This window comes from Streptomyces sp. NPDC059564 (assembly GCF_042735575.1).
Classification (GTDB): domain Bacteria; phylum Actinomycetota; class Actinomycetes; order Streptomycetales; family Streptomycetaceae; genus Streptomyces.
Window position 1 is genome coordinate 1 of sequence record NZ_JBHWBP010000011.1, and the last position, 16,977, is coordinate 16,977.

Genomic DNA, 16,977 nt, shown 5'->3' on the forward strand with positions numbered 1-16,977 from the left:
GGCCGGGCCCTCACCCGGCCCCGGGGCCGCGCGCATCCCACGGACACCAGATCACCTCTGGAGCACCTGCCATGACCGTCCTCTTCGGTACGAGCATCCCCGTCGGCCAGGCCAACGCCGTCGCCACCGGCCCCGGCCCCGGCGCGGGCACCGACACCAGCACCGGCGACTCCCGTACGAGCGCCAGAGCCGGCCAGACCCCGGCCGCCGCCGCGACCCGGCGGCCGAGCGAGGGCTCGGTGCACTCCTGGGACCTCTCCACCGGCGTCGACGGCCCCGGCACCCGCTTCGTGACCTTCCTCTCCGGATGTCCGCTGACCTGCCTGTACTGCCACAACCCCGACACCATGCGGATGCGCAACGGCAAGCGCACCTCCGCCGACGCCGTCATCGCCGAGGCCCGCAAGTACACGCGGTTCATCTCCGCCTCGGGCGGCGGCGCCACCATCTCCGGCGGCGAACCGCTGCTCCAGCCCGTCTTCGCGGGGGAGCTGCTGCACCGGATGAAGAACGACCTCGGCCTGCACACCGCCCTCGACACCTCCGGCTTCCTCGGCGCCCGGGCCACCGACGCCCTGCTCCGCGACGTCGACCTGGTCCTGCTCGACATCAAGTCCTGGGACCGCGAGACGTACAAGAAGGTCACCGGCCGGCCGCTGGAGCCCACCCTGGACTTCGCCCGCCGCCTCGCGGACCAGGGCAAGGAGGTGCACCTGCGGTTCGTGCTGGTACCCGGGCTCACCGACGCGCGCGAGAACGTCGAGGGCGTCGCCTCCTTCGCGGCCACCCTCGGCAACGTCTCGCGGGTCGACGTACTGCCCTTCCACACGCTGGGCGAGAGCAAGTGGCAGGCCCTGGACATGCCCTTCACCCTGCACGACACCCCGTCGCCGACCGCCGGTCAGGTCGCCGAGGCCAAGTCGGTCTTCGCCGCCCACGGACTGAAGGCCGTCTGATCCCGTTCGGAGTAATCGTAAGGTTCATATAACGGGCTGAAACGGTACAGACCACCTAGCGTGGTGCTGTGTCCGAGCCCACAGAAGTCCTCGCCGCAGCCCCACCACCACCCGGGGCCCCCGGGACCACGCCGCCGGCCCGGCGGTCCGTCACCGCACGGGCCACCCTGGCCGGCACCCTCGTCTCGCTCCTGCTCATCGCGGCGATCGTGCTGGGCAGCCGCCTGCTGCGGGACTTCGACTCGGCCCTGCTGCCGTACGCCGTCGCCACGGTCTTCCTGGCCTTCGGTGTGGCCTACCGCTACACGGTGTGGGTCTCCGCGCCCGGGGCCCGTCGCCTCTTCAAGAAGGGGTTCGGCAGCTTCTTCTCCGCGGCGAACTTCAAGAAGGCACCCACCGCCGTCCCGAAGATGATCGCCACCTACCTCGGATTCCAGAAGTTCCTCGGCGCCCGCTCCCGCGCCCGCTGGGCCGCCCACCAGCTCATCTTCTGGGGCTGCCTGCTGGCCGCCGCGATCACCTTCCCCCTCACCTGGGGCTGGTTCACCTTCACCTCCGACAGCGGCTCGGGACCCGGCTACGAGATGCGGATCTGGGGCTTCAAAATCATCGGCTTCGACTCCCTCAACATCGTCGGCTGGCTGATGTTCCACGGCCTGGACATCGCCGCCGTCCTCGTCATCCCCGGAGCCTGCTACTTCCTGTGGCGCCGGATGAAGGACCGCGGGGCCATCACCGGCCAGCGCTTCGCCTACGACATGCTCCCGCTGATCTGCCTCATCGTGATCTCGGTGACGGGGCTGCTGCTGACCTTCTCCTCGATCTTCCTGCACGGCGGCGGATACGAGTTCCTCGCGATCCTGCACATGGTGTCCGTGGTGTTCACGCTGGTCTACATCCCCTTCGGGAAGTTCTTCCACATCGTCCAGCGCCCGGCCGCCGTCGGCATGCAGCTCTTCAAGTACACCGCCCGCCAGGACGACCAGATCTTCGCCTGCAAGCGCTGCGGCGAACCCATCGACACCGCCCCCTACGTCGAGAACCTGCGCGGCACGATGAAGGACCTCGACCTCGACCTCGGCTTCGACGCCTGGGCCGAGTACTGCCCGCGCTGCAAGCGGGTCCTGCGCGGCAATGCCTACCTGACCCACGTCAAGAAGGGCTTCAAGTGACCGCCACGGACCCGGCCAAGCCGGCGCCCCTGCCCCGGACTCTGCCCCTCGACCCGGCCATCGCCCCGCCCGGCACCCGCAACTTCCGCGACGCCGGCGGCATCCCCGCCGACCAGTGGCACGCCGACCAGAACGGCGAGACCCTCGTCCCCACTCACTGCTGCTTCTGCGGCGTGCAGTGCGGCATGTACCTGCGTGTCGACAAAGGCGGCAAGGTCTTCGGTGTCGAACCCCGCAACCACGACATCAACCGGATGCGCCTGTGCCCCAAGGGCATCAACGCCTACCAGCAGGTCAACCACCCCGACCGGCTGACGGCCCCGCTGATGCGCCGATCGCGCGGCGAGGAGTTCAAGGAGGTCTCCTGGGACGAGGCCCTCGACTTCACCGTCTCCGAGGTCCGCCGCATCCAGGAAGCCCACGGCAACGACGCCTTCGGCCTGCTCGGCGGCGCCAGCCTGTACTCCGAGAAGACCTACCTCGTCGGCAAGTTCGCCCGGGTCGCCCTGAAGACCCGGCACGTCGACTACAACGGGCGGCTGTGCATGGTCAGCGCCGCCGGCGCCAACAAACTGGCCTTCGGCATCGACCGGGCCGCCAACCCCTTCTCCGACATCCTCCTCACCGACTGCCTGCTGATCGCCGGGTCGAACGTCGGCGAATGCTTCCCGGTCATGACCCAGTACCTCTGGGGCGCCCGCGACCGAGGCGCCTCCCTCATCGTGATCGACCCGCGCGAGACCGCCGTCGCCCGCACCGCCGACGTACACGTCGCCCTCAAACCCGGCACCGACTCGGCCTTCTTCAACGCCGTCCTCCACGTGGTCGTCGCCGAAGGCCTCACCGACGAGGGCTACCTCGCCGCGCACACCACCGGCTGGGAAGAGGTCCGCCAGAGCGTCCAGGACTACCCGCCCGCCCGGGCCGCCGAGATCTGCGGAGTCCCCGAGGAGCAGATCGTCCAGGTGGCCCGCATGTTCGGCCGCGCCGGCCGGGCCATGGCCTTCCACGCCCGCGGCGTCGAGCACCACTCGCAGGGCGTCGAGAACTGCCTCTCGATCATCAACCTGTGCGTGGCCACCGGAAACCTCGGCAAGCCCGGAGCCGGCTACGGCACCATCACCGGTCAGGGCAACGGCCAGGGCGGCCGCGAACACGGTCAGAAGTCCGACCTGCTGCCCGGCGGCCGGTCCATCACGAACGAGGAACACCGCCGCCAGATCTGCGGCATCTGGGGCATCGAGGAGTCCGAACTCCCGCCCGCCGGCACCTCCATGATGGAGATGGTCTGGCAGATGCAGCGCCAGGAGATCCGCGGCCTCATTGGCATCTGCAACAACCCCTTCGTCTCCCTGCCCAACTACAAGGTGGTCAAGGAGGGGTACGACGCGCTCGAATTCCACGCCCAGTTCGACTTCTTCCTCTCCGAAACCGCCACCAACGCGCACGTGGTCTTCCCCGTCACGGTCTGGGCCGAGGACGAGGGCGTCATGGCCAACACCGAGGCGCGCGTCGTCAAGCACAACAAGGCGCAAGAACCGCCCGCCGGGGTCCGCACCGACACGTGGGTGATGTGCGAACTCGCCCGCCGCCTCGGCGCCGGAGACAAATTCGACTTCCCCGGATCCCGGGAGGTGTTCGAGGAACTGCGGATCGCCTCCGCCGGCACCGTCAACGACTACTACGGGATCACGTACGAGCGCCTGGAGGAGACCGGCGGCATCATGTGGCCCTGCCCCTCCACCGACCACCCGGGCACCCCCCGGCTGTTCGAGGGCGGGAAGACCTACCACCCCGACGGGAAGATCCACCTCCAGGTCGTCGAGTGGCACGCGCCGATGGACCCGTACACCGAGGAGTACCCGCTCTCCCTGACCACCGGCCGCACCGTCGCGCACTTCCTCTCCGGGAACCAGACGCGCCGCCTGGGCGCCCTCGTCGAGCAGACCCCACGCCCCTGGGTGGAGGTCCACCCCTCGCACGGGTTCCGCGACGGCGACCCCGTACGGGTCGTCACCCGCCGCGGCAGCGAGGTGTTCCCGGCCCTGGTCACCGAGGCCATCCGGCCCGACACCGTCTTCATCCCGTACCACTGGCCCTTCCCGACCGCCGCGAACGCTCTGACCATCGACGCCCTCGACCCGCGATCGAAGATCCCCGAGTTCAAGGTCTGCGCCGCCCGGATCGAGGCCGCCCCGCAGGTCGACGAGGTACCCGCCCCGCCCGTGGCGCCCGGCCGGCAGGCCTATCCGGAGACCCAGGTCTCCCGCACCGACCCCCTGCCCCCCACGTCCCCGCAAGGCCGTGGCACGGCGGAGAGGAGCTGACGCGCCATGATGGGCCGCACGATCTTCATCGACCCCGGCCGGTGCATCGGCTGCCAGGCCTGCGTCTCCGCCTGCCGCGAATGCGACTCGCACCGAGGCAAGTCGATGATCCACCTGGACTACACCGACCCCGGCCGGTCCGTCGCCTCCATGCCGACCGTCTGCATGCACTGTGAGGACCCGGTCGCTCCCTGCGCCGAGGTCTGCCCCGCCGACGCGATCCTGGTGACCGCCGACGGGGTGGTCCAGCAGGCCGACACCACCCGCTGCATCGGCTGCGCCAACTGCGTCAACGCCTGCCCCTTCGGCGTCCCGAAGATCGACCTCCAGGCGAAGCTCCAGATGAAGTGCAACCTCTGCTACGACCGCACCGCCTACGGCCTGGCCCCCATGTGCGCCACCGTCTGCCCAACCGGGGCCCTCTTCTACGGAACCCTCGAAGAACTCCAGGCCGAGCGTCCCGGCGTGCAGGTCGCCGACTCCTTCGCCTTCGGCGACGTGATGGTCAGCACCGGAGTGGCGATGGTCGTCCCGGCCGACAAGGTCCAGTGGCCCGTGCCCGGCGGCCTGCCCATCGTCGAGGTGAACGGAGTGGACGTCCGATGAGCGTCACCGAACAGCCCGCTCCCGCGCCGGGACAGGATCCCGGCGCAGACGCCGCCGCGGACCAGCTGCGTGACCGGATCAGCGCCGACTCCCTCACCACCCGCCGCGACTACCTGCGGATCATCGCCACCGTCTCCGGCGGCCTGGCCATCGGCGGAGTCGGCGTGGCCGCCGGCATCCTGCACCGGCACGGCGACAGCGAGACGCTGCCCGAGGCCAAGAAGGTCACCGACCGGCTCGCGCCGGGCCAGTCCATCGCCTTCCGGTTCCCCGGGGACGAGGACCGGGCCCTCGCGGTCCGGCTCGCCGACGGCGGCCTCGTCGGCTACTCGGCCGTCTGCACCCACCTGGCCTGCGGCGTGCTGTGGCGCGAGGACCGCGGCCCCGACGGGGAGTTGTACTGCCCCTGCCACGAGGGCGTCTTCAACGTCCGCACCGGCGAGGTGGCGGCGGGGCCCCCGCCCCGCCCGCTCCCCAGGATCTTCCTGACCGAGCTGGCCGACGGCAGCGTCTGGGCCACCGCCACCGCCCGGTCGGGAGAGCCGCTCAAGGACGCCCTGTGCCGGGAGTTCGGCGACTCCCACCCCGCGGCCTCCCGGCAACTGGGCTGCCCCGGAGCCGCCCGCACCACCGAAAGCAGGCGGACATGAGCGGATCCCAGCTGCCTCCCCGCCCCGACTACCACCCGGGGAGCGCCGAACCCCGGCTGAACCGGCCGGTGCGCGAGCGGTATCCGCAGATCCGCTCCACCAGCGGCTACGGAGACCCCCGGATCCGGCACACCGGCCCCGGCCCGGGGGCCGGCACCGAACAGGAGCCGGAACGCTCCTCGAAACTCAACGCCCGGCTGGCCCTGGCCCTCACCGTCGTGATCGGACAGCTCTGGGCGCTGACCGTGACCGTCAACGAGTGGATGAAGGGCAACACCGCCACGGCCTGGTGGGGGGCGGGATTCCTGATCCTGTCCTTCCTCGTCGTGATCGGCCTGTGGCTCCTCGACCCGAAGGACCGATGACCATGTCCATACGCACCAACAGCGGCTCCACGGTGCGCTCGCACCGCGCCGAGACCTACAAGCCCGGCGCCACCATCGGGGACTGGCGCCCCGAGGACGACGGCTTCTGGCAGTCCACCGGCCACCGGGTCGCCCAGCGCAACCTCTGGGTCTCCATCCCGGCGCTGATGCTCGGCTTCGTGGTCTGGCAGGTCTGGTCGGTCACCGTGGTCAAGCTCAACGACGTCGGCTTCGCCTTCTCCAAGTCGCAGCTGTTCTGGCTGACCGCCATCCCCGGCATCACCGGCGGCACCTTCCGGATCCTGTACACCTTCATCGGCCCTATCTTCGGCGAGCGGAAGTTCACCGCCTTCAGCACGATCATCCTGGTCGGCCCCATGCTGTGGCTGGGCTTCGCGCTCCAGGACAACAGCACGCCCTACTGGGAGCTGGTGCTCATCGCGGCCGTCTGCGGGATCGGCGGCGCGAACTTCGCCTCCTCCATGGCCAACATCGGCTTCTTCTTCCCCAAGCGGGAGAAGGGCAGCGCCAACGGCCTCAACGGCGGCCTCGGCAACCTGGGCGTGAGCGTGGTCCAGCTGGTCGCTCCGCTGGTGGTCACCGCCGCCGTTCTCGGCGCCCCCGCGGGCGGCCCGCAGCACGACGCGAAGAAGAACACGGACATCTGGCTCCAGAACGGCGCCTTCCTCTGGGTGCCGCTGCTGGTCATCATGGCGCTGCTCGCCTGGTTTCTGATGAACGACCTCAAGGTGGCATCCGCCCCCTTCAGCCAGCAGAAAATCATCTTCAAGCGCAAGCACAACTGGCTGATGACCTGGCTCTACGTCGGCACCTTCGGGTCCTTCATCGGGTTCGCCGCCGGCTTGCCCCTCCTGATCAAGAACAACTTCGAGTCGCAGGGATACCAGGCCACCACCTACGCCTGGATCGGCCCCTTCGTCGGCGCCCTCATGCGCTGGGCGGGCGGCTGGCTCTCCGACAAGATGGGCGGCGCCAGGGTGACCATGCTGTCCTTCGTCGGCATGGCGGCGGCCCTGGTGGTCGTGATCTTCGCGCTGCCGTCGGGCAGCGACCAGGGCAGCTTCTGGGCCTTCTTCATCGGCTTCCTGGCGGCCTTCGCCTTCTCCGGACTGGGCAACGGCTCGACCTTCCGCCAGATCCCCGTGATCTTCCGGGACCAACACATGCGCCAGGCCGAGGGCCAGGGCCCCGAGGCGCAGGCGGCCGCGCTGAAGCAGTCGGAGATGGAGGCGGGCGCCGTCACCGGCTTCTCCTCCGCCATCGCCGCCTACGGCTTCTTCTTCATCCCCGCGATGTTCGCGGCCATGGCCGTCACCAACGCGCTGTGGATCTTCATCGGCTTCTACGCGACCTGCCTCGCGGTGTGCTGGTGGTTCTACGCGCGCAAGGGCGCCGAAGCCCCCAGCTGAGCGGGACGGGCGGCGGTGGGGGCGGCCGTACCCTGGAGGCATGAGCACCTCCGCCGCCCCCGACCCGCAGCCCGAACCCGTCGCGAAGCCGGAGCCCAAGTCCGAACCCAAGCCCAAGCCCAAGCCGAGGCCGAAGCTGGTCTTCGACGACCCGCTGGACCGGCAGTCCTCGGACGACACCGACCGGGGCTGGGGCGAGCGGCCGCCCGCCGGCGGAAGCACGGCCGACCTGGCCCGCTTCCTCGACGAGAAGCCCCCGCACCACATCTGATCCGCCGGACCGGCTAGAACACGTCGCGCGACCCCGGAGCCCCGCCGTTGCCGCCGTTCGAGCCCCGCTGCGCCACCAGGGTGTCGCGGATCTCCTTGAGGACCTCCAGCTCGGTGATCTCCATGGTCTCCTGCACGCCCTCCTTGGCCTTGCGGCGCGCCTCCTGCTTGGCGAGGTACTTCGCCATCGGCAGGACCATCAGGAAGTAGACGACCGCCGCGGTGATCAGGAAGGTCAGCGTGGCGTTGAGGACCGACCCCCAGAGGATGTTGACGCCGGTCGGCTCGCCCTTCGCGTCGATGCCACAGGGATCCTTCAGGCACGAGGTGTAGACATCCAGGCTTTTGGTGCCGATGGCGCCCACGAGCGGGCTGATGATCCCCTTCACGATCGAGTTCACGATGTTCGTGAACGCGGCGCCGATGACCACGGCCACCGCCAGGTCGACCACGTTGCCGCGCATCAGGAAGGCCTTGAAGCCCGCCAGGACGCTCTCGTTCTTCTTGCTCACCACTGAGCCTTTCTTCGGAACTGCCATTTACGGAGCCAACGGTTCCGAAAACTACGGCAGTCCGGGCCCGGCGTGTCCAATCGAGGCCAACCTCAAGGTGATTTGACTGGGCGTACGTGCGAATCAGCACAACGTCACCGCCAGTCGTGCCGCCGCACCCGCCCCCACGAGGGCCCGCGCGGTGTCCCGGGGAACGGACAGCACCACCAGTGCCCCGCCGTCCCCAACACCCTTCTCCGGCTCGGGCACTTCGGCGACCCGGGCGCCCTCCGCGACCACTCGGGGCGGCCCGGTGCGTTCCGCCGCGACCACGTCCACCCGGTCCCCCGGGCGCAGCAGCCGCACCGTGGCCGCGTCCGCGATGCGTACAGGGGCCGACACCAGGCGCACCACCGCCGGCGGCGGCTTCACCACGGGCGGGGCCGCGACCCGGGAGGCGCGGGCCTCCGTCCCGCCCACCGCCAGGGCGGCCGCCACCACGGCCAGCCCGGCCGCGGTGGCCCGCCTCCGGCGGCGCACCGCACGGCGCATCCGCTCCCCGGCCCGCCCGCCCACGCGCAGCGGGGGGAACGACGGGACGGTGTGCGCGGGAGGACACGTAGAGGAGGAAGCGGAGGAGGACGCGGGCGAAGAAGCCGGCGAAGAAGCCGGCGAAGAAGCGGGAGAGGAAGGCGAACAGGGGGAGCAGGAGGAGGTCCTGGACATGGTGGGCACCGCCGAACTGGTCGAGTTCCGGAGTCCGGACCCAGCGCCCGGACATCCTTCACCATCCGCCGCCCCGCCGGATCGTGCTCGAACCTGTGGACGATCCCCAGGTTGTGGACAACGCCGTCACCCACACGAGGGACCCCTCGGTGTGCCTGCGGGCCACGCAGAGCCCGCCCCGCCCGGCCCCGCCCCGGTTACGGCAGCTCGATGCCGAGGTCCCAGCCGTCGTGGGCGTGGGTGCACAGGCAAGCGCGCGATTCGGTGGGCGGAAGGGCCGCGACCGCGTCGAAGAGGACCTCGCGGAGCCGGCCGACGTTCTCGCCGAACACCTTCAGCACCTCCGTGTGGGAGACGCCCTCACCCGTCTCGGCACCCGCGTCCAGGTCGGTGACCAGGGCCATCGAGGTGTAGCAGAGCCCCAGCTCGCGAGCGAGGACCGCCTCCGGGTGCCCGGTCATGCCGACCACCGACCAGCCCGCCGCCGCGTGCCAGCGCGACTCCGCCCGCGTGGAGAAGCGCGGTCCCTCGATGACGACCATCGTGCCGCCGTCCACCGGTTCCCAGTCGCGCCCCCGCGCCGCCTCGAGCGCCACCGTGCGCCCGACGGGGCAGTACGGGTCGGCGAAGGTGGTGTGCACGACGTTCGGAACGGTGCCGTCCGGCAGCGGCTCCCCGTCGAAATAGGTCTGCGCACGGGACTTCGTACGGTCGACCAGCTGGTCCGGGACCAGCAGCGTGCCCGGCCCGTACTCGGTCCGCAGGCCGCCCACCGCGCACGGGCCCAGCACCTGGCGGACACCGACCGAGCGCAGCGCCCACAGGTTCGCCCGGTAATTGATCTTGTGCGGCGGCACGGTGTGGCTGCGCCCGTGCCGCGGCAGGAAGGCGACCTGGCGCCCGGCCAGCTCGCCCATGTACAGGGAGTCGCTCGGGGGTCCGTACGGGGTCCCCACCTGGACTTCGGAGACGTCCTCCAGGAAGGAGTAGAAGCCCGAGCCGCCGATGACACCGATCTCTGCGTTCGCCATGGCGCCACCCTAACCGGGTACGCGTAAGGCCCCGCCGCCCAGGAGGGCGTGCGGGGCCTTACGGAAAAAGGAAAGCGTACGGGTCAGGCGGCGGACGTCGAGCTGGAGCCCGCGCTGCTGCCCGTGCCGGACGACGACGTCGAGGAGGACGCGGCGGCAGGCGCGGCGGCGGTCGACGTCGAGGACGACGACGGCTTCGAGGCAGGGGTGCTGCTCGACGAAGCGCCACGGCTGTCGTTCCGGTAGAAACCGGATCCCTTGAAGACGATGCCGACGGCGGAGAACACCTTCTTCAGGCGTCCGTCGCAGTTCGGGCACACGGTCAGTGCGTCATCGGTGAACTTCTGCACGGCCTCAAGGCCCTCACCGCACTCGGTGCACTGGTACTGGTAGGTCGGCACGAATTTCCTCCTGGCACTCTGACTCAATGAGTGCTAACGACGCTCCATGGTGACGTATTCCGGCGGATCAGTCCACCGTCACAGGCTGGCGGTGACCGATGCCACGCTCGTTCACCCGGTTTCGGGTGGCCGAAGCGGGGGCCGGGGTGGGCGCCGCAGCGGCCGCGGGGGCGGACGCGTTCACGATCCGGCTCGACGCCGGCGGGGCCAGCTTCGACCGCAGGGCCAGCAGGGTGACCAGGGCGAGCGCCGTGGCCGCCAGGGGCACCAGGAAGCCGTACGAGGACCCGTGCGCGTCGGTCAGCCGGCCGGCCAGCGTCACGGCGCCGGCCTGCCCGAAGGCGACCGCGCCGGTCAGCCAGGTGAAGGCCTCGGTGCGCGAAGCGGCGGGGATCAGCTGCTCGATCATCGTGTAGCCGGTGATCAGCGCGGGGGCGATGCACAGGCCGACGACCAGGCCGAGCGCGCCCAGCAGGATCACCGAGTGGGCGGCCCACAGGACGGACGCGGCGGCGGTGAGGCCGACGTAGCCCGTGATCAGGCGGCGGCGGGGGCCGATCTTCCAGGCGATGGCGCCCATGGCGATGCCCGCGGTCATGTTGCCGGCCGCGAAGACGCCGTAGAGCAGGCCGTTGGCACCCGGGTTGCCGATCTCGTTGGAGAAGGCGGCGAGCGATACCTGCATGCCGCCGAAGACGGCGCCGATGCCGATGAACGCCACGATCAGGACGCGCAGGCCCGGGAAGGACAGCGCGGAGGCGTGCTTCTCGCCGCCGGCCAGGACCGGGGCCGCCTTCGGCTCGGTGGAGCGCTGTGCGGCGAAGAAGAGGCCGCCGAGCAGGGTCAGGGCCGCCTCGGTGGCCAGACCGGCCGCCGGGTGGATGCCGGTGCACAGGGCGGTGGCGAGCACGGGGCCGATGACGAAGGTGAACTCGTCGGTGACGGACTCGAACGCGGCCGCGGTCGGCAGCAGCGGGGAGCCCTCCAGCTTGGCCGCCCAGCGGGACCGGACCATGGGCCCGACCTGCGGAACGGATGCGCCGGCCGGGACGGCGGCCAGCGCGAGCGCCCACAGCGGGGCACCGAGGAGCGCCAGCGCGGTCAGAGCGGAGACCGCGGCGGCGTGGACGAGGACGACCGGTACGAGGACGGCGCTCTGGCCGCGGCGGTCGGTGAACTTGCCCATGACCGGGGCGGAGAGGGCCATGGAGACGCCGGTGACGGCGGCGACGATGCCGGCGGCGCCGTAGGAGCCGGTGGCGTGCTGGACGAGCAGCAGGATGCTGATGGTCAGCATGCCGAACGGCAGACGGGCGGCGAAGCCCGGGAGGACGAAGCCGAGGGCGCCGGGCGTGCGCAGGAGCTGCCCGTACCCGGGCCGGGTGGTGGACGTGGCGGACTTGTCGGTCGTGACCGCGGATGTCACGGCCTGGCCTTTCCGCTGCCTGGTAGAGCGTCCCCGTCTGCGGACGGTGCGCCGCCTTGTGAGCGACCGCACCCGTACATGTGGGAGCCCCGAGAGCTGTCCTCTTGCGCAGAACCGAGTGATACCTGGGCGCCCACTGCGGGAGGGTGCCACGGCCGCTTTGCGGTCGCGCCAGCTCTGCGTCAGGCAGAGTTGGTTCGATCTGGTGTGCCTTCATCGTACAGGGGAATCCACTACCACGCCCTGTGATTACGGTGACAAGACATGTCTTCACCTGCGATTAACTGGAGCTTCGCATTCCGGCTCCCCCGAAATGGGCGCAAAGAAGGTCACACGCCACTGAAATTGGCCGAATTAGAACGTTGCTCTAAATCGAAACGCCCATCTCAGCCGCCCCTTTGTCACCCTCCGCAACCGGCGGCGACGGTCGGCGACCCGCCACATTGGCGGAGACCCGTCACAGCGACGCGGCGCCGTCCGTGCCCAGCCATCCCGCCAGCTTGCCGCCGCGCGCCACCGCCCGCAGCCGGGCCTCCGCGGCGTCGCGCACCGGATCGGTGGCCACCACCAGCAGTTCGTCCCCGCGGCGTAGCACCGTCGACGGCGCCGGTACGAAGCTCTTCGCGTCCCGGACCACCAGGGTCACCGACGCCCCCGCCGGCAGCCGCAGCTCGCTGACCTCCACGCCGTGCATGCGCGAGGCGGGCGGTATCGAGAAGGACAGCAGGTGCCCGCGCAGCTTCTCCAGCGGCGCCGACTCGATCCCGAGGTCGGCGGCGGTCTCGTCCGTGTCGCCCAGGTTCAGCTTGCGGGCCAGCCACGGCAGCGTCGGGCCCTGCACCAGCGTATAGACGACGACGAGCACGAAGACGATGTTGAAGACCCGGTCGCTGCCCTCGATCCCGGTCACCATCGGGATGGTCGCCAGGATGATGGGGACCGCGCCGCGCAGGCCCGCCCACGACATCAGGGCCTGCTCCTGCCAGGGGATCCGGAAGGGCAGGAGGCTGACGAACACCTCCAGGGGCCGCGCCACCATCGTCAGCACCAGTCCGATGATCACGGCGGGCCAGAAGTCGTGCACCAGCTCGTGCGGGGTGACCAGCAGGCCCAGCAGCACGAACATGCCGATCTGTGCGATCCAGCCGAGCCCGTCCGCGAAACCGCGGGTGGCGGGCCAGTGCGGCAGCTTCGCGTTCCCGAGGACCATCGCCGCCAGGTACACCGCGAGGAAGCCGGATCCGTGCGCCATGGCGCCGGCGGCGTACGCCGCCACGGCTATCGCCATCACCGCGATCGGGTACAGACCCGAGGCGGGCAGTGCCACGTGCCGCAGCCCGTACGCCCCCAGGAAGCCGACCGTCAGGCCTATCGCGACGCCGATGGCGAGCTCGAGCGCGATCTTGCCGAGGAGCACGTACCAGTCGTCGACCGGGCCGACCGTCGCGAAGGCCACGACCAGGATGACGACGGGAGCGTCGTTGAAGCCGGACTCGGCCTCCAGCACACCCGTCACCCGCGAGGGGAGCGGGACCTTGCGCAGGACCGAGAAGACGGCCGCCGCGTCGGTCGAGGAGACGACCGCGCCGATCAGCAGCGCCTGGCGCCATTCCAGTCCGACCAGGTAGTGCGCGCCCGCCGCCGTCACGCCCACGCTCACTGCCACGCCGACCAGCGACAGCACGATCGCGGCCGGCAGCGCCGGCTTGATCTCTTTCCACTTGGTGCCCAGACCGCCCTCGGCGAGGATCACGACGAGCGCGGCATAACCGATGACCTGCGTCAGCTCGGCATTGTCGAATACGACGTTGCCGATGCCGTCCTGGCCTATCGCGATGCCTATGCCGAGGTAGATGAGCAGGCTGGGGAGTCCGCTGCGCGAGGAGATGCGCACCGCCGCGACCGCGACGAGCAGCACGAGCGAACAGACCAGCAGAAGCTCGTTGAGCGTGTGGACAGTCAGCGGGCGGCCCTTTCCTCAGCGCGCCTGACGGAACGGCGGATCGTTCCTTCCGGAGGCGCGTCCGGCAGTTATTTCGTTACCTTACCTAATCTTTGACGATTCCTTGACGCGATAGTCACATTGTGAAACGCCTGTTCGGCCCTGTCCTCATGACCTCGACCCCTGGCGGATCAACGGAGACGGTCCTGCGCCTATGGTTGCTCCCAGCACTCCCAGGACCACCCTGCCCCTCTAAGGACAGCGATGCCCGCCAATGAATCCGGACCTTCCGTCAAGAAGAAGGGACGACGCGCACGCCTGCTCGTGCTCGTCATGGTCCTGGCGCTCTTGGCGGTCATCGGCTACGGCGCGTACTGGAGCGTGGACACCGTGCGCGCCTCCTTCCCGCAGACCACCGGCTCCCTCAAGGTCCCCGGCCTGACCGGAACCGTCGACGTGAAGCGCGACGAGCACGGGATTCCCCAGCTCTACGCCGACAACGACGAGGACCTCTTCCGCGCGCAGGGCTTCGTGCACGCGCAGGACCGGTTCTGGGAGATGGACGTACGCCGTCACATGACCTCCGGCCGGCTCTCCGAGATGTTCGGTTCCGGCCAGGTGGAGACCGACGCCTTCCTGCGCACGCTGGGCTGGCGCCAGGTCGCGCAGGCCGAGTACGAGACCAAGCTCTCGCCGGAGACGAAGAAGTACCTCCAGGCCTACGCCGACGGGGTCAACGCGTACCTGAAGGGGAAGTCCGGCAAGGACCTCTCCGTCGAGCACGCCGCTCTGAAGCTGACCGGCGACTACCAGCCGGAGCAGTGGACGCCGGTGGACTCGGTGGCCTGGCTCAAGGCCATGGCCTGGGACCTGCGCGGCAACATGCAGGACGAGATCGACCGCTCGCTGATGGCGAACACGCTCTCGCAGGCCCAGATCGACGAGCTCTACCCGCCGTACCCCTTCGACCGGAACAAGCCGATCGTCGAGGGCGGCACGGTCGCGGGCGGCAAGTACGCCCCCCAGGGCACCCCGGGCGCGGGCTCGGCCGGCACCGGATCCGGCACGGGTACGGGTACCGGTACGGGCACGGGCACGGGCGCCGGAACCGGCTCGGGTACGGGTACGGGATCCAGCGCGGGCACGGGCACCGGCACCGGCTCGCAGGCCACCCCCAACGGCGGCAGCACCGGCCTCGCCGGCAACGCCACCGCCCAGGGCGCGACGGTGGGCCTGCGCACGCAGCTCACCTCCCTCGCCAAGACCCTGGACGAGATCCCGGCCATCCTCGGCCCCAACGGCAGCGGCATCGGCTCGAACTCCTGGGTCATCGCCGGCAAGTACACGACGACCGGCAAGCCGCTCCTCGCGAACGACCCGCACCTCGCCCCGCAGCTGCCGTCGGTCTGGTACCAGATGGGCCTGCACTGCCGCGCCGCCTCGCCCCAGTGCCAGTACGACGTGGCCGGTTACAGCTTCTCGGGCATGCCCGGCGTGGTCATCGGCCACAACGCCGACATCGCCTGGGGCATGACCAACCTCGGCGCCGACGTGACCGACCTCTACCTGGAGCAGGTCAAGCCCGAGGGCTACGTCTACGACAACAAGGTGCTCCCCTTCACCACCCGTGAAGAGGTCATCAAGGTCGCGGGCGGCAAGAGCAAGAAGATCACCGTCCGCACCACCAACAACGGACCGCTGATCTCCGACCGCAGCGACGAACTGGAGACCGTGGGCGTACGCGCCCCCGTCCCCAGCTCCGCCCCCGACCGCGGCAACGGCTACGCCGTCGCCCTGCGCTGGACCGCCCTGGACCCCGGCAAGTCGATGGACGCGGTCTTCAAGATCAACCGCGCCAAGGACTTCAACAGCTTCCGGGCGGCCGCGGCCGATTTCGAGGTCCCGTCCCAGAACCTGATCTACGCCGACAACAAGGGCCCCAACGGCAACATCGGCTACCAGGCCCCGGGCCGCATCCCGATCCGCAACCAGGGCGACGGCCGCATGCCGGCCCCCGGCTGGGACCCGAAGTTCGCCTGGAAGGGCGGCAAGGACGGCAACGCGGGATACGTCCCGCAGAACGAGATGCCCTGGGAGCTCAACCCGGCCCGCGGCTACGTCGTCACCGCCAACCAGGCCGTCACCGAGACCGGCGCCGGCAAGTACCCGTACGTGCTGACCACGGACTGGGGCTACGGCGCCCGCAGCCAGCGGATCAACGACCTCATCGAGGCGAAGATCAAGGACAGCGGCAAGATCTCGACCGACGACATGCGCACCATGCAGATGGACAACAGCAGCGAGATCGCCGCGCTGCTGACCCCGATGCTGGCCAAGATCCAGGTCTCGGACCCGGACGTGCGCTCGGCGCAGAAGCTGCTGGAGGGCTGGAACTACACCCAGGAGAACGACTCGGCGGCGGCCGCGTACTTCAACGCGGTCTGGCGCAACATCCTCAAGCTGTCCTTCGGCGACAAGATGCCCAAGGAACTGCGCATCGAGGGCAGCTGCATGAACGTGCAGGAGAGCGGCGGCCCCGACGACGACCTCGCCAAGACGGTCCGCGAGTGCGGTACCCGCGGCCCCGACACGGCGCAGCCGGACGGCGGTGACCGCTGGTTCGAGGTGGTCCGCCGTCTGGTCAAGGACGAGAAGTCGCCGTGGTGGTCCTCACCCAAGACCCTCACCAAGCCGGCGACGACCACCCGTGACCAGCTCTTCGCCCGGGCGATGCACGACGCCCGCTGGGAGCTGACGGCCAAGCTCGGCAAGGACCAGTCGACCTGGAGCTGGGGCCGGCTGCACCAGCTGAACCTGAAGAACCAGACGATCGGCACCGAAGGCCCCGCCTTCATGCGGTGGGCCCTCAACCGCGGCCCGTGGAACCTGGGCGGCGGCGAGGCCACCGTCAACGCGACCGGCTGGAACGCCTCCAGCGGGTACGGGGTCACCTGGGTGCCGTCGATGCGGATGGTCGTCAACCTCAACGACCTGGACAAGTCCCGCTGGATCAACCTGACCGGCGCCTCGGGCCACGCGTACGACTCCACGTACACGGACCAGACGACGATGTGGGCCAAGGGTGAACTGCTGGACTGGCCCTTCGGCAAGGACGCTGTCGACAAGTCGACGGTCGACACCCTGACGCTGAAGCCCTAGCGCGGCAGCCGGCGCCGAAAGGCGC

The 16,977-nt window shown here is 70.0% G+C and carries 15 protein-coding genes; 9 read left to right on the forward strand and 6 right to left on the reverse strand.

Features of this window, described 5'->3' with window-relative positions; translation table 11 throughout:
- Positions 1–71 precede the first annotated feature (71 nt).
- The 8 genes from pflA to ACFV0Q_RS04440 all read left to right on the forward strand — a co-directional run bounded on the left by pflA (position 72) and on the right by ACFV0Q_RS04440 (position 7,777).
- On the forward strand, positions 72–956 hold the full coding sequence (gene pflA / locus ACFV0Q_RS04405; protein ID WP_385000279.1) for a pyruvate formate-lyase-activating protein: 885 nt from the start codon (positions 72–74) through the stop codon (positions 954–956).
- A 68-nt stretch (positions 957–1,024) separates the two neighbouring features.
- On the forward strand, positions 1,025–2,128 hold the full coding sequence (locus ACFV0Q_RS04410; RefSeq protein ID WP_385000282.1) for an MFS transporter: 1,104 nt from the start codon (positions 1,025–1,027) through the stop codon (positions 2,126–2,128).
- Positions 2,125–4,455: a molybdopterin oxidoreductase family protein gene (locus ACFV0Q_RS04415; protein ID WP_385000285.1), complete on the forward strand. Its 2,331-nt coding sequence runs from the start codon at positions 2,125–2,127 to the stop codon at positions 4,453–4,455. Before ACFV0Q_RS04410 ends, ACFV0Q_RS04415 begins: the two co-directional genes overlap by 4 nt.
- Positions 4,456–4,461: 6 nt before the next feature.
- Complete coding sequence (locus ACFV0Q_RS04420) at positions 4,462–5,061, forward strand: 4Fe-4S dicluster domain-containing protein (RefSeq protein ID WP_385000287.1); 600 nt, start codon at positions 4,462–4,464, stop codon at positions 5,059–5,061.
- Positions 5,058–5,711 carry a ubiquinol-cytochrome c reductase iron-sulfur subunit gene (locus ACFV0Q_RS04425; protein WP_385000289.1) on the forward strand — a complete coding sequence of 218 codons (654 nt, stop codon included), beginning with the start codon at positions 5,058–5,060 and terminating at the stop codon, positions 5,709–5,711. Before ACFV0Q_RS04420 ends, ACFV0Q_RS04425 begins: the two co-directional genes overlap by 4 nt.
- A complete protein-coding gene (locus tag ACFV0Q_RS04430; protein WP_385000292.1) occupies positions 5,708–6,076 on the forward strand; it encodes a hypothetical protein in 369 nt (122 codons plus the stop codon). The genes ACFV0Q_RS04425 and ACFV0Q_RS04430 overlap by 4 nt, the downstream gene beginning before the upstream one ends.
- 2 nt (positions 6,077–6,078) lie before the next feature.
- Complete coding sequence (locus ACFV0Q_RS04435; protein WP_385000295.1) at positions 6,079–7,506, forward strand: NarK family nitrate/nitrite MFS transporter; 1,428 nt, start codon at positions 6,079–6,081, stop codon at positions 7,504–7,506.
- Positions 7,507–7,546: 40 nt separating this feature from the next.
- On the forward strand, positions 7,547–7,777 hold the full coding sequence (locus ACFV0Q_RS04440; protein ID WP_385000298.1) for a hypothetical protein: 231 nt from the start codon (positions 7,547–7,549) through the stop codon (positions 7,775–7,777).
- Between the two features lie 13 nt (positions 7,778–7,790).
- Here ACFV0Q_RS04440 and mscL read toward each other — a convergent pair whose 3' ends face one another.
- The 6 genes from mscL to ACFV0Q_RS04470 form a co-directional block, all read right to left on the reverse strand.
- Positions 7,791–8,291, reverse strand: a complete 501-nt coding sequence (gene mscL, locus ACFV0Q_RS04445; RefSeq protein WP_385000300.1) for a large conductance mechanosensitive channel protein MscL — start codon at positions 8,289–8,291, stop codon at positions 7,791–7,793.
- A gap of 120 nt (positions 8,292–8,411) precedes the next feature.
- Positions 8,412–8,993 (reverse strand): hypothetical protein, encoded by a 582-nt coding sequence (locus ACFV0Q_RS04450; protein ID WP_385000303.1) that lies wholly within the window; start codon positions 8,991–8,993, stop codon positions 8,412–8,414.
- A 197-nt stretch (positions 8,994–9,190) separates the two neighbouring features.
- The gene (locus ACFV0Q_RS04455) at positions 9,191–10,024 is read right to left on the reverse strand and encodes an S-methyl-5'-thioadenosine phosphorylase (protein WP_385000305.1); all 834 of its coding nucleotides are present in this window, start codon (positions 10,022–10,024) and stop codon (positions 9,191–9,193) included.
- 83 nt (positions 10,025–10,107) lie between these two features.
- Entirely contained in the window at positions 10,108–10,425 is a 318-nt protein-coding gene (locus tag ACFV0Q_RS04460) for an FmdB family zinc ribbon protein (protein WP_385000308.1), read from the reverse strand.
- 67 nt (positions 10,426–10,492) lie between these two features.
- The gene (locus ACFV0Q_RS04465; protein WP_385000311.1) at positions 10,493–11,851 is read right to left on the reverse strand and encodes an MFS transporter; all 1,359 of its coding nucleotides are present in this window, start codon (positions 11,849–11,851) and stop codon (positions 10,493–10,495) included.
- Between the two features lie 457 nt (positions 11,852–12,308).
- Entirely contained in the window at positions 12,309–13,769 is a 1,461-nt protein-coding gene (locus ACFV0Q_RS04470; RefSeq protein ID WP_385000314.1) for a potassium/proton antiporter, read from the reverse strand.
- A 288-nt stretch (positions 13,770–14,057) separates the two neighbouring features.
- Between ACFV0Q_RS04470 and ACFV0Q_RS04475 the strand changes: the two genes are divergently transcribed.
- On the forward strand, positions 14,058–16,952 hold the full coding sequence (locus ACFV0Q_RS04475; RefSeq protein WP_385000317.1) for a penicillin acylase family protein: 2,895 nt from the start codon (positions 14,058–14,060) through the stop codon (positions 16,950–16,952).
- The last annotated feature ends 25 nt before the right edge of the window (positions 16,953–16,977 follow it).

Coding starts and splice junctions, on each gene's coding strand:
- ACFV0Q_RS04420 (WP_385000287.1), top strand. CDS start 4,462: ATGATGGGCCGCACGATCTTCATCGACCCCGGCCGGTGCATCGGCTGC.
- ACFV0Q_RS04440 (WP_385000298.1), top strand. CDS start 7,547: ATGAGCACCTCCGCCGCCCCCGACCCGCAGCCCGAACCCGTCGCGAAG.
- ACFV0Q_RS04475 (WP_385000317.1), top strand. CDS start 14,058: ATGCCCGCCAATGAATCCGGACCTTCCGTCAAGAAGAAGGGACGACGC.
- ACFV0Q_RS04435 (WP_385000295.1), top strand. CDS start 6,079: ATGTCCATACGCACCAACAGCGGCTCCACGGTGCGCTCGCACCGCGCC.
- pflA (WP_385000279.1), top strand. CDS start 72: ATGACCGTCCTCTTCGGTACGAGCATCCCCGTCGGCCAGGCCAACGCC.
- ACFV0Q_RS04425 (WP_385000289.1), top strand. CDS start 5,058: ATGAGCGTCACCGAACAGCCCGCTCCCGCGCCGGGACAGGATCCCGGC.
- ACFV0Q_RS04455 (WP_385000305.1), bottom strand. CDS start 10,024: ATGGCGAACGCAGAGATCGGTGTCATCGGCGGCTCGGGCTTCTACTCC.
- ACFV0Q_RS04430 (WP_385000292.1), top strand. CDS start 5,708: ATGAGCGGATCCCAGCTGCCTCCCCGCCCCGACTACCACCCGGGGAGC.
- ACFV0Q_RS04450 (WP_385000303.1), bottom strand. CDS start 8,993: ATGTCCAGGACCTCCTCCTGCTCCCCCTGTTCGCCTTCCTCTCCCGCT.